A 12,450-nucleotide genomic window follows, 5' to 3' on the forward strand; every position below is an offset into this window, starting at 1 on the left:
AGCGTCCTGGAAATGACCAGATAGTGGGAGCCGTATCGTGAGCAAGCCCAGCAAGCCCGTCGTCCTCATCGCGGAAAAGCTCGCCCCCTCCGTGCTGAGTGTCTTCGGTGACGAGGTGGAGGTCCGGCACGTCGACGGCACGGACCGGTCCGCGCTGCTCGAGGCGGTGAAGAGCGCCGACGCGCTCCTGGTCCGCTCCGCCACCCAGGTGAACGCCGAGGTCTTCGCGGCCACCACGCAGCTCAAGGTGGTCGCCCGCGCCGGCGTCGGCCTCGACAACGTCGAGGTGCCCGCCGCGACCGAGCGCGGCGTCCTGGTCGTCAACGCGCCGACGTCGAACATCGTCTCCGCCGCCGAGCACGCCGTCGCCCTGCTGCTGTCGGTCGCGCGCCGCGTCCCGGCCGCCGACCAGAGCCTCCGCGGCGGCGAGTGGAAGCGCAGCTCGTTCTCCGGCGTCGAGCTGCAGGGCAAGACCATCGGTGTCGTCGGCCTCGGGAAGATCGGGCAGCTGTTCGCCCAGCGCCTCGCCGCCTTCGACACGAAGCTGATCGCCTACGACCCCTACGTCTCGGCCGCGCGCGCCGCGCAGCTCGGCATCGAGCTCGTCACCCTCGACGAGCTGCTGACCCGCGCCGACGCCATCTCCATCCACCTGCCGAAGACGCCGGAGACCAAGGGCCTCATCGACGCCGAGGCGCTGAAGAAGACCAAGCCGGGCGTCATCATCGTGAACGCCGCCCGCGGCGGGCTCATCGTCGAAGAGGACCTGGCCGACGCGCTGCGCTCGGGCCACGTGGGCGGCGCCGGTGTCGACGTCTTCGTCAGCGAGCCGACCACGTCCAGCCCGCTGTTCGAGCTGGAGAACGTCGTCGTGACGCCGCACCTGGGCGCCTCCACGGCCGAGGCGCAGGACCGCGCGGGCACCGACGTCGCGAAGTCGGTGCTGCTGGCCCTGCGCGGCGACTTCGTGCCGGACGCGGTGAACGTCTCCGGCGGCGGGGCCGTCGGCGAGCACGTCCGCCCGTACCTGTCGCTGGTCCAGAAGCTCGGCCAGCTGCTGACGGCGCTCAACCCGACGTCGCCGACGTCGGTGACCGTGCAGGTCAAGGGCGAGATCTCCAACGAGGACACCGGCGTGCTGCAGCTCGCGGCGCTGCGCGGGGTGTTCACCGGCGTGGTCGAGGACCAGGTCACGTTCGTCAACGCGCCGCAGCTGGCGGAGAAGCTGGGCGTGCAGGTCGAGCTGGAGACCGAGCCGGAGAGCCCCAAGTTCCGCAGCCTGGTCACCGTCCGCGCGGTGCACGCCGACGGCGCGGTGCTGACCGTGTCCGGTTCGGTCACCGGCCTGGACGAGGTCGAGAAGCTGGTCGAGGTCAACGGCCGCGGGTTCGACCTGCGGGCCGAGGGCACCGTGCTGCTGGTCGAGTACCCGGACCGCCCGGGCGTGATGGGCCGGGTCGGCACGCTGCTGGGCGAGGCGGGCATCAACATCGAGGCCGCGCAGATCAGCCAGACGACCGACGGCTCGGACGCGGTGATGCTGCTGCGCGTCGACCGCCACATCGACGCGCACCTGCTGGAGCCGATCGGGGCTTCGGTCGGGGCGCACACGATCCGTGCGGTGGACTTCAACTGACGTAACCCTTTCGAAGGCCCCCTGTCACCCGGCGGGGGGCCTTCGCGCGCAATCACAACTACATAACGGAGTCCTTTGCCTACGTAAGTAGGTGTTTTGGGGCATTAGGTTCTCCCCGCGAGGTTGAACCACGCGTCGTCGAGGGCACGGCGCTGTGCCGCGCTTCACCGTCGGGGGTGTCAGGAGCGGCAGGCAGGTTCGGGTCCAGATCTCGAGTAAGGGGCCGACTCATGAGCAGATCCCGCCTCCCCGCGCGCGCCACGACGGCGGCCTTCGCCGTCGTTCTGGCGGCCGCGCTCGGGGCGCCGTCGGCGAGCGCAGCCACTGTGTCCACTCAAGACGTGCCGCTCGCCGACGGCGTCGCACCCGCCAAGATCGACGACGCGAAGCTGCAGGGGAAGCTGTCGCCGCGCCTGGGGGCCGCGCAGGGCCGGGTCACCGCGTTCGTCGAGCTGGCCAAGAAGCCCGCCGTCGACGCGTTCACCGCCACGCAGCCGCAGGGCAAGGAGCAGGCCAAGCGGGCCGCTCGCGCCGCCAAGGCCGACACCGCGGCCGCCGTGGACTCCGTCCTCGGCCAGCTGCGTGCGGGCAACGCCCAGCCGCAGGTCGTCACCCAGACCGCCAACGCCGTTCCCGGCGTGGTCGTCACCGCCGACGCCGCGAAGCTGCGTGAGGTCGCGAAGCGGGCGGACGTCGTCGCGGTGCGCACGGTCGTGCCGAAGACCCGCACCAACGCCAGCGCCGAGCAGCTGACCAACACCCTCGCCGCCTGGCAGCAGACCGGCAAGTTCGGCGACGGCGTCCGCGTCGGCGTCATCGACGACGGCATCGACTACACCCACGCCGACTTCGGCGGCCCCGGCACGCAGGCCGCCTACAAGGGCGTCGACAGCACCAAGCCGACCCCGCTCTTCCCGAGCGCCAAGGTCGTCGGCGGCACCGACCTCGTCGGCAACGACTACGACGCCGCGACGGCCGGCAAGACCACCCCGAAGCCGGACCCGAACCCGCTCGCCTGCGGTGAGCACGGCACGCACGTCGCCGGCACCATCGGCGGCTTCGGCGTCACCGCCGACGGCAAGACCTTCAAGGGCGACTACAAGAAGCTGGACGCCAAGAAGGTCGACGCGATGCAGATCGGCCCGGGCACGGCGCCGAAGTCGCTGCTCTACGCGATCAAGGTGTTCGGCTGCACGGGCTCGACGAACGTCACCTCGCAGGCCCTGGACTGGGCGCTGGACCCGGACGGCGACGGCGACTTCACCGACCACCTCGACATCGTCAACCTCTCGCTCGGCTCCGACTTCGGCGCGCCGGACGACCCGGACTCGCTGTTCGTGCGCAAGCTCGCCGCGAACAACGTGCTGCCGGTGATCTCCGCGGGCAACGGCGGCGACATCAACGACATCGCCGGCTCCCCGGGCAACACCCCCGAGGCGCTCACCGTCGCCAGCACGCGTGACGCGGGCATCCTGCGGGACGCCGCCGAGGTCAAGGCCCCGTCGACCGCGGCGGGCCAGAAGACCGGGCAGTACAGCCAGAACTACGCCGGCTACGACACCCTGGACCTGACGGCGCCGGTCGTCGCGTTGTCCGCCGCGAACGCGGCCGGCTGCGCGCCGTACTCCGCCGAGGACAAGGCGAAGGCGGCCGGCAAGTTCGTCTTCCTGGAGTGGGACGACAACGACTCGACCCGCGCCTGCGGTTCGGCGGCGCGTGCCAACAACGCGCAGGCCGCCGGGGCGAAGGGCGCGCTGCTTTCGTCCACTTTGGAGCACTTCAGCGCGGGTATCGCGGGCAACGCGGCGATCCCGATGTTCCAGTTCACCGGGTCCGCGACGAAGACGCTGCGCGCGGCGCTCACCGCGGGCACGCTGCAGGTCCGCCTCTTCGGCACCGGCCGCGCCTCGATCCAGACCTACGACAAGACGATCGTGGACACCCCGAGCTCGTTCACCTCGCGCGGCACCCGCGGCCCGGCGCTCAAGCCGGACCTCGCCGCGCCCGGTGACACGATCACCTCGGCCTTCCGCGGCAGCGGCAACGGCCGGACCGTGCTCTCGGGCACGTCGATGGCCGCCCCGCACACCGCCGGCATCACCGCGCTCGTCCGCCAGTCGCACCCCGACTGGTCGGTCGAGGAGGTCAAGGCGTCGGTCATCGACACCGCCGGCCACGACGTCGGCGACGGCGCGGGCCACACCTACGCGCCGCAGCGCGTCGGCAGCGGCCGGATCGACGCCAAGGCGGCGCTGGACAACCAGGTGCTCGCCTACGTCGTCGACGACCCGGGCGCGGTGAGCGTCAGCTTCGGCACGGTCGAGGCGGCCGGTCCGGTGACGCTGTCGAAGACGATCAAGCTCGTCAACAAGGGTGTCACGCCCGCCGAGTACTCCGTGGCCTACCAGGTGGTCAACGCGCTGCCGGGTGTGGAGTACACAGTGGACAAGCCGTCGGTGAAGCTGACCCCGCGCGGCACCGCCAAGGTCAAGGTGACGCTGAAGATCGCCGACCCGAAGGCGCTGCGCAAGGTCATGGACCCGACCATGGCGGCCACCCAGGCCGGCCTGGCCCGGCAGTTCGTCGCGGACGCCTCCGGGCGCGTCGCCTTCACGCCCACCAGCGGGGCCACCGTGCCGCTGCGGGTGTCGGTCTACTCCGCACCGAAGCCGGTTTCGACGATTTCGACGCCGCCGTCGGTGAAGTTCGCTCCCGACACCACCCAGGCGGTGCTGAACCTGACCGGCAAGGGCGTCGACCAGGGTGCCGGCGCGCAGAAGTACCGCTCGCTGATCAGCGTGCTCGAGCTGCAGGCGGAGTCCCCGCAGCTGCCCGAGTGCGACGCGGACGTGGTCACCGACTGCACGCTGAACAAGACGGCCAAGGGCGGCGACCTCCGCTACATCGGCGCGGCTTCGACCGCTCCGCTGGCGAAGGCCCAGGGCGAGCCGGAGAACGCGATCCTCGCGTTCGGCCTGTCCACCTGGGGTGACTGGGCGAACATCGGCAGCAACACCTCGCCGTTCGTCGACATCGACACGACCGGGGACGGGCAGCCGGACTTCGAGACCTACGTGACCAAGGCGACGTCGACCGACGTGCTCCTGGCCACCACGGTCGCGCTGACCCCGGGCTTCCCGACCGTCGACGTCCAGGCGGTCAACGGCCAGCTCGGCGACGTCGACACCAACGTGTTCGACACGAACGTGCTCACGCTGCCGGTTTCGCTGGCCGCGCTGGGCATCGACGCGAACGCCGACAGCCACCGCATCTCCTACACGGTGGGTGTGAGCGGTTTCTACGTCGCGCCGGGCACGACGAACGGGCTGATCGACTACGTCGGCACGCCGCTTTCGTTCGACGCGCTCGCGCCGGGTTACGCGGTCCAGGGTGGCGGCGACGCCGCGCTGGGCTACGTCGTGAAGCCGGGGACGGCGCTGGTCGTCACGCGGAACGCGGCGTCGGCCGCGGCCGACAACGCTCTCGGGCTGCTGGCCATCGAGCACCACAACGCCGCGGGCAACCGGGCGAACGTGGTGAAGGTGGACGCGACGCAGGGCGCCCGGCCGGGGAACGAGCGTCAGCCGATCGGGGCTGGTCGCCGCTAGGGCCCGGCAAGATCGATTCATGCAGGACCAGGGGCGTCTCCGGCGGATTTCCGCCGGGGGCGCCCCTCTGTTGTTCACCCGATTGGGTGTCTCACCCTGCGGGAGGATGCGGCATAAGGGTGGTGCGGCTACGGCGGTTTGTCTACGGCCGGTAACCTTCCGGCTGCTGGCGTTTTGTTGCGGTGGGCCATCGGTGCGGCCGGTGGTCCGGTCGACGGAGGTGTGTGGATGCGGCTCGCGGTGATCCCAGGAGACGGGATCGGGCCCGAGGTGGTCTCCGAGGCGCTGAAGGTGCTCGGCGAGGTAGTACCGACGGCGGAGATCACGAACTACGACCTCGGCGCCGCGCGATGGCACTCGACGGGCGAGCTGCTCCCGGAATCGGTCCTCGGCGAGCTCCGTCAGCACGACGCGATCCTGCTGGGCGCGGTCGGCGACCCGTCGGTGCCGAGCGGAATCCTGGAGCGCGGCCTGCTGCTGCGCCTGCGGTTCGAAATGGACCACCACGTCAACCTGCGCCCGGCGCGGCTGTACCCGGGTGTCCGGGGACCGCTGGCCGACGCGGGCGACGTCGACATGGTCGTCGTGCGCGAAGGCACCGAAGGCCCGTACGCGGGCACCGGCGGCCTGATCCGCAAGGACACCGAGCACGAGATCGCGACGGAGGTCAGCGTCAACACGGCGTTCGGCGTCCGGCGCGTGGTCGCCGACGCGTTCAACCGCGCCGAGGCCCGGCCGCGCAAGCACCTGACGCTCGTGCACAAGACCAACGTGCTCTCGTTCGCCGGGTCGCTCTGGTCGCGGATCGTCGAAGAGGTTTCGCTGGAGCACCCGGAGGTGACGGTCGCGTACTCCCATGTGGACGCGGCGACCATCCACCTGGTGACGGACCCGTCCCGGTTCGACGTGATCGTCACGGACAACCTGTTCGGCGACATCATCACCGACCTCGCGGCCGCGGTGACCGGCGGCATCGGCCTGGCGGCCAGCGGCAACCTGGACATGACCCGCCGCAACCCGAGCATGTTCGAGCCGGTGCACGGTTCGGCGCCGGACATCGCCGGGCAGGGGCTGGCCGACCCGACGGCGGCGGTGCTTTCGGTGGCGCTGCTGCTGGACCACCTCGGGCAGAAGGAATCCGCACGGCGGATCGAGGCGTCGGTGGCGTTCGATCTGGCCACGCGGGACCAGGCTTCGCCGGGGGCCACGCAGGCCATCGGTGACCGGCTGGCGGCGCTGGTTTCGTCGAACGTGCGTACTGCTTGATTTTTCGGGGAAGCCCCGTACCTGTTGGCTGGGTGCGGGGCTTTTTCGTGCCCGCTGCGCGCTGCCGGCTCGTCGGCGGCTCGTCGGCGGCTTGTCGCCCGGCTTGTCGCCCGGCTGGTCCACCGGCTTGTCGACGGGCTTGTCCACTGGCTCGTTGGCGGCTTGTTTCCCGGCTCGTCCACCCGCTTGTCGACCGCTCGTCGAAGGCTTGCCGCCCGGCTTGTCCACAGCGCTCCCGGGATGTGGAGAAGTGAGCGGGCGAGCGGCTTTTCCGGGGGTTCCGTCGGTGGGGGGCGATAGACTGGACCGGGGTCAGCCCCCAGGGTGCGGTGGGGTATGTCTGGGGCCTGATGGGGGTGTCAAGCCGCGGCGGGGCGAAGTGGCGGCAGGTGGCGCCCATGCCGGGCATCGAGGTCGGGAACCCGGCGAGAGGGTGCGCATCGAGTTTCCCGAATGGTGGGAGCTTGGCCCAGCTTCTGGACGTGGCCGCGAACGCTGTGGCATGATGCGACCGTGACCAGCTTCGCGATCATTATCGACGAGCGCGCCGGACGATAGCTCCACAAGAGCCCCCGGCGCGCAACCTCTCGCACCCATGCGGGAGGTTTTTTGTTGCCTTGAAACGCCAGGAAGACGCTAGGAGAAGACCGTGACCCGCAAGGAGCCCGCCGATACCCCGCTCGGCGACGCCTTCCACCTCTACGACACCACCCTGCGCGACGGTGCGCAGCGAGAGGGCATCTCCTACTCCGTCCAGGACAAGCTCGCCGTCGCGCGGCTGCTGGACGAGCTCGGGGTCGGGTTCATCGAAGGCGGCTGGCCCGGCGCGCTTCCCAAGGACACCGAATTCTTCGCCCGCGCCGCGAAAGGCGAACTGAAGCTCGGCCACGCCGCCCTCGTCGCCTTCGGGGCGACGCGCAAGGCCGGCACCACCGCCGACGCCGATCCGCAGGTCCGGGCGCTGCTCGACAGCGAAGCGCCGGTCATCACGCTCGTCGCCAAGTCCGACCTCCGCCACATCGAACGGGCGCTGCGCGTCGACGTCGACGAGGCCTGCGCGATGGTCGAAGACACCGTCGAATTCCTGACGAAAGAAGGCCGGCGGGTCTTCCTCGACGCCGAGCACTTCTTCGACGGCTACGCGCATTCCCCCGAGACCTCGCTCCGGGTCCTCGACGCCGCCGCCCACGCGGGTGCCGACGTCCTCGTGCTCTGCGACACCAACGGCGGCCAGCTGCCGCTCGGGCTCGCCGAGACCGTGCGGACGATCAAGGAAAAGACCGGATTCCGGCTCGGGATCCACTGTCAGGACGACACTTCCTGCGCCGTGGCGAACTCCGTCGCCGCGGTGCAGGCCGGCGTGACGCACGTCCAGTGCACCGCCAACGGTTACGGGGAGCGGGCCGGCAACGCCGACCTCTTCGCCGTGACGGGAAACCTGGTGACCAAGCTCGGCATGGAGGTCCTCCCGACCGGAGGCGCCGCCGAGCTCACCCGGGTCTCCCATGCCCTTGCCGAAATCGCCAACCTCGCCCCCTACACCCACCAGGCTTACGTAGGGGCGTCGGCTTTCGCCCACAAGGCGGGACTGCACGCGAGCGCGATCAAGGTGGATCCGTTGCTGTACAACCACATCGATCCGTCTTCCGTCGGCAACGACATGCGGGTACTGGTCACCGAGATGGCCGGCAGGGCCAGCCTCGAGCTCAAGGGACGTGAGCTCGGGGTCGACCTTGCCGGCCGGCCCGAAGCGCTGACGAGCGCGATCACCAAGGTCAAGCGGCTCGAAGCGGAGGGCTGGTCCTTCGAGGCCGCCGACGCCTCCCTGGAGCTCCTGCTCCGCCAGGAGGCCGACGTCCCGGCGGAGGCGCCGTTCGCGCTCGAGTCCTACCGGGTGGTCCTCGACCACCGCCCGGACGGCGAGGTCATGGCCGAAGCCACCGTCAAGGTGCACGTCGGCGGCCAGCGCGTCATCGCCACCGCCGAGGGCATCGGGCCGGTGCACGCGCTCGACGCGGCCCTGCGGAAGGCGCTGTCGCCGCACTTGTCCTGGTTGGACAGTGTGGAGCTGGCCGACTACAAGGTGCGCATCCTCCAGGGCCACCCCGGCACCGACGCGGTGACGCGCGTGCTGGTCGAGAGCACCGACGGCGAGCGCGAGTGGACCACCGTGGGCGTGCACGGCAACATCGTCGAGGCCAGCTGGCTGGCGCTGTGCGACGCCCTCGTCCACAAGAGCACCACCGTGGCCTGAGGCGGTGACACCCGGGGCCGGGGGCTCTGCCACCCGGAACCCCCGAAGGCCGTTGGTGGGGCGCACGTAGACTGGCTGCGTGCGCCTAGCCCGAATTGCTCATCCCGGTGGTGTCGCGTTCGCCTCGATCGAAGGCGACGGCGACGACGCCCAGGTCCTCGAAATCGCCGAGCACCCCTTCGGCCAGCCGAACTTCACCGGCAAGCGGTGGCCGCTGGCCGACGTCCGGCTGCTCGCGCCGATCCTGCCGTCGAAGGTGATCGCCGTCGGCCGCAACTACGCCAAGCACGCGGCCGAGTTCGGCAACGACGTGCCCAGCGAGCCGATGCTGTTCATCAAGCCGTCGACGACCGTCATCGGGCCCAACGCGGCCATCCGCCGCCCGTCGGGCATCGGCCGCGTCGACTTCGAGGGCGAGCTCGCGATCGTCATCGGGCAGCCGGTGAAGAACGTCCCGGCCGCCCGCGCGGCGAGCGTCATCCTCGGGTACACGGTCGCCAACGACGTCAGCGCCCGCGACCTCCAGAAGTCCGACGGCCAGTGGGGTCGCGCCAAGGGCTTCGACACGTTCTGCCCGATCGGCCCGTGGATCGAGACCTCGATCGACGCCTCCGACCTCTCCCTGCGGGCCGAGGTCGACGGCGAGCTCAAGCAGGACGGCCGCACGTCCGACCTCGTCCACCGGATCCCCGAGCTGGTCGAGTTCGTCTCCGGCGTGATGACGCTGCTGCCCGGCGACATCATCCTGACCGGCACGCCCGAGGGCGTCGGCCCGATCGAGGGCGGCCAGAGCGTCTCGATCACCATCGAAGGCATCGGCACCCTGACCAACCCGGTCGAGGACGTCTAACCCCTGGCCACCGGCTCCATCGGCCGCCGGGCGAACGCCGGAGCGTGCTCCGGCCGCAACCCCAGGCCGAGGAGCCGGGCCGGGAAGTACGACAGGCGCGGGAACCGGGCGAACGCCTTGATCATCGGCTCCGGCGGGCCGTTGCGCTTGCCGCTCATCACGCCGCGGACCACCGTCCGGTGCATCAGGCGCTGCAGCCCCTGCACCATCAGTGTCGGTGCGAGGCGGCGCGAGCGCACCTTCGCCAGCTCGGCCCCCGTCGGACGGCCCCGGCGCAGCGGCTCGGCCAGCAGCGTCGCCGCCGCGACCGCGTCCTGCACCGCCAGGTTGATGCCGACGCCGCCGATCGGCGACATCGCGTGCGCCGCGTCGCCGATGCACAGCAGCCCGTCGACGTGCCACTTGCGCAGCAGGTTGAGCCGCACGTCGAGGAACTTGACGTCGTCCATCGTCTCGAGCTCGTGCACCCGGTCGGTGAACTCGGGGCAGATCTGCGTGACGTTCTGCCGGAACGCCTCGATGCCGTGGGCGCGGAGGTCTTCGCCCTTCGGCGCCAGGTAGGCGATCTGGTAGAAGTCCGGCCGGGGGAGCGGCACCGCGAAGCGGCGGTCCCGCATCTTCGGCAGCAGCATGGTGCCCGCTTCGTCGTCGCCGCGCGAGAGCCGGAACCACCAGACGTCGAACGGGCAGTCGTACTCCCGCGGCACCAGGCCGGCCTCGCGGCGGGCCAGCGACCAGCGGCCGTCGGCGGCGATCACCAGGTCGGCGCGGATTTCGCCGGTTTCCCCGGCGCTCGTGCGGTAGGTGACGCCGGCGACCCGGCCGTCCTCGCGGACCAGGCCGGTGCACTCGGTCTCCATCCGCTGGACGAACGTCGGCTCCTTGCGCGCGCTTTCGGCGAGCAGGTCGAGGAAGTCCCACTGCGGCACCATCGCGATGTAGGGGTGCGCCACCTTCAGCCGGGTGAAGTCGGCGAGCTTCATGAGCTCGCCGTTCTCCTGGGGGAAGCCCGCCGAGGTCAGCTCGCTGTGCGGCAACGCGTGGAACCGCTCGCCGAGGCCCAGCTCGTCGAGCAGCGTCAGCGTCGACGGGTGCACGGTGTCCCCGCGGAAGTCGCGCAGGAAATCAGCGTGCTTCTCCAGCACCGTCACCTCGACGCCGGCCCGGGCCAGCAGCAGCCCCGTGACCATCCCGGCCGGCCCGCCACCGATGACGACGCAGCTCGTGCGCTCGGTCATCTCGACCATCTCCCTTATTCATCGCTTGTTGAATAACTTGAGGATGCACCCGCGCTGCACCGGCGTCAAGGGGTGTGACCGGAGATACGCTGATCGGGCGACGGCCTCCGCGTCCCTGTCCGGTGGCCGAAAACCGTCCAAACGCGACAGTTGGTCGAAGGTGTTCCGGCTGTGCCCGGCTCCGGCGGCGGGATGCGGAGGCGCCCTTGTGGACGGAGCGGATTCCCAAGCGGCGCAAGGGGTTTCACGGAGGAATCGATTGCTTTCCCGGGCGCGCCGGTGCCGGGGGTGCGTGCGGCCGGATAACCGAACGGGGACGGTCCGCCAACTGGGAGTAGAGAAAGTGCGCCGGAACAGGCGAGCGGCAATCACCTCTTTGGCAGCGTCGCGAACGCGGCGGTTGCCCTAGCCTCACTGGGTGGATTTCGCCCTGGCACCCCGGACCCCGTCGCGAACCGCCTCGCCCGCCGCGGCGGCGTCCGAGCCCTGGGCGCCGCCCGAGCTCCGGCTGGTGTGCCTGGACATCGACGACACGCTCATCGACTGCACCGCCGCGATCCGCCGGAGCCTCCACATCCTCACCGGCCGGGGCGACCTGTGGCCGCTGTGGGACCTCATCACCGAAGAGCACGTCGCGCTCGTCGTCGCGGGCGAACTCGACTACCGGACGATGCACCAGCGCCGCACCGACTGCTTCCTCGCCGAAATCGGCATCCTCGCCGACGCCGAGCAGGTGAGCTCCTTCGAACGCCGTCGCCGGGAGTTGCTCGACCACTCGTGGCAGCTGTTCGACGACGTCCTCGACTGCCTGGAGTGGCTGCGCGCGGCCGGTCTGATGCTGGCCGCGGTGACGAACGCCTCGGGTGTCCACCAGCGGAAGAAGATCGCCGACCTGGGCCTGGCGCCGTTTTTCGACCACGTCGCCATCGCCGGCGAGCTCGGCGTGGCCAAGCCCGACCCGGTGATGTTCCACACGGTGTGCCTGGGCCTGGGCTGCGCCCCGGCGCAGGCGGTCCACGTCGGCGACAAACTGGACACCGACGCGATCGGCGCCCGCGACGCGGGCCTGGGCGCGGTCTGGCTGGACCGCGACCGCATCGGCGAGCGGGCCCCGGAGGGCGTCCACACGGTGGCCGGCCTCGCCGAGCTGCCTGAGCTGCTGGTTTCGGAGTACGCCACGATCGGGGTCCCGGCCCAGCGGGGCAGTGGCACCCCCGCGTTCACGGTCCGGAACGGCGTGCTCTAGTATTTCTAATAGTGCGGTGCTGATCCGGCCCAGGCCGGAGCAGTACCTCACTGGGGTATGGTGTAATTGGCAGCACGACTGGTTCTGGTCCAGTTAGTCTAGGTTCGAGTCCTGGTACCCCAGCTGCGGAGAGTGACCCCCTGCGAGGCGGGAAATCGCTTCTGGTAGGTTCTCTCCAGCAAGAAAAACAGAAAAGCCCCTGGGAGACCAGGGAAGATCCTAAGCCCCCGTCGTCTAGCGGCCTAGGACGCCGGCCTCTCACGCCGGTAGCGTGGGTTCGAATCCCATCGGGGGTACCAGCAGTAACCAAACCGCCTGACTCACGTCGGGCGGTTTTTTGGTGTGCCGGGAG

7 protein-coding genes and 2 tRNA genes are annotated in these 12,450 nt (G+C 70.4%); 8 read left to right on the forward strand and 1 reads right to left on the reverse strand.

The genetic code is table 11. The features are described from left to right. The first annotated feature begins 37 nt into the window (after positions 1 to 37). The 5 genes from serA (at position 38) to AB0M30_RS20165 (ending at position 9,614) form a co-directional block, all read left to right on the forward strand. Complete coding sequence (gene serA, locus AB0M30_RS20145) at positions 38 to 1,636, forward strand: phosphoglycerate dehydrogenase (protein ID WP_364585599.1); 1,599 nt, start codon at positions 38 to 40, stop codon at positions 1,634 to 1,636. 230 nt (positions 1,637 to 1,866) lie between these two features. Then, on the forward strand, positions 1,867 to 5,244 hold the full coding sequence (locus AB0M30_RS20150) for a S8 family serine peptidase (RefSeq protein WP_364585601.1): 3,378 nt from the start codon (positions 1,867 to 1,869) through the stop codon (positions 5,242 to 5,244). Between the two features lie 228 nt (positions 5,245 to 5,472). After that, complete coding sequence (locus AB0M30_RS20155; protein WP_103335456.1) at positions 5,473 to 6,510, forward strand: 3-isopropylmalate dehydrogenase; 1,038 nt, start codon at positions 5,473 to 5,475, stop codon at positions 6,508 to 6,510. A 649-nt stretch (positions 6,511 to 7,159) separates the two neighbouring features. Then, the gene (gene cimA, locus AB0M30_RS20160; protein WP_364585603.1) at positions 7,160 to 8,764 is read left to right on the forward strand and encodes a citramalate synthase; all 1,605 of its coding nucleotides are present in this window, start codon (positions 7,160 to 7,162) and stop codon (positions 8,762 to 8,764) included. Between the two features lie 79 nt (positions 8,765 to 8,843). Continuing rightward, positions 8,844 to 9,614, forward strand: coding sequence for a fumarylacetoacetate hydrolase family protein (locus AB0M30_RS20165; protein ID WP_364585605.1), 771 nt, complete (start codon positions 8,844 to 8,846; stop codon positions 9,612 to 9,614). On the opposite strand, the gene AB0M30_RS20170 is transcribed toward AB0M30_RS20165, so the two are convergent. Then, a complete protein-coding gene (locus AB0M30_RS20170; RefSeq protein WP_364585607.1) occupies positions 9,611 to 10,861 on the reverse strand; it encodes an FAD-dependent oxidoreductase in 1,251 nt (416 codons plus the stop codon). The genes AB0M30_RS20165 and AB0M30_RS20170 overlap by 4 nt on opposite strands. A gap of 409 nt (positions 10,862 to 11,270) precedes the next feature. Between AB0M30_RS20170 and AB0M30_RS20175 the strand changes: the two genes are divergently transcribed. The 3 genes from AB0M30_RS20175 to AB0M30_RS20185 all read left to right on the forward strand — a co-directional run bounded on the left by AB0M30_RS20175 (position 11,271) and on the right by AB0M30_RS20185 (position 12,397). Continuing rightward, on the forward strand, positions 11,271 to 12,098 hold the full coding sequence (locus AB0M30_RS20175; protein WP_360168820.1) for an HAD family hydrolase: 828 nt from the start codon (positions 11,271 to 11,273) through the stop codon (positions 12,096 to 12,098). A 51-nt stretch (positions 12,099 to 12,149) separates the two neighbouring features. Next, positions 12,150 to 12,221, forward strand: a tRNA-Gln gene (locus tag AB0M30_RS20180). A gap of 100 nt (positions 12,222 to 12,321) precedes the next feature. Further along, positions 12,322 to 12,397 (forward strand) — tRNA-Glu (locus AB0M30_RS20185). Positions 12,398 to 12,450 lie beyond the last annotated feature (53 nt).

Origin of the sequence: Amycolatopsis sp. NPDC051716 (assembly GCF_040681595.1) — a bacterium.
In the GTDB taxonomy this organism is placed as follows: Bacteria; Actinomycetota; Actinomycetes; order Mycobacteriales; family Pseudonocardiaceae; genus Amycolatopsis.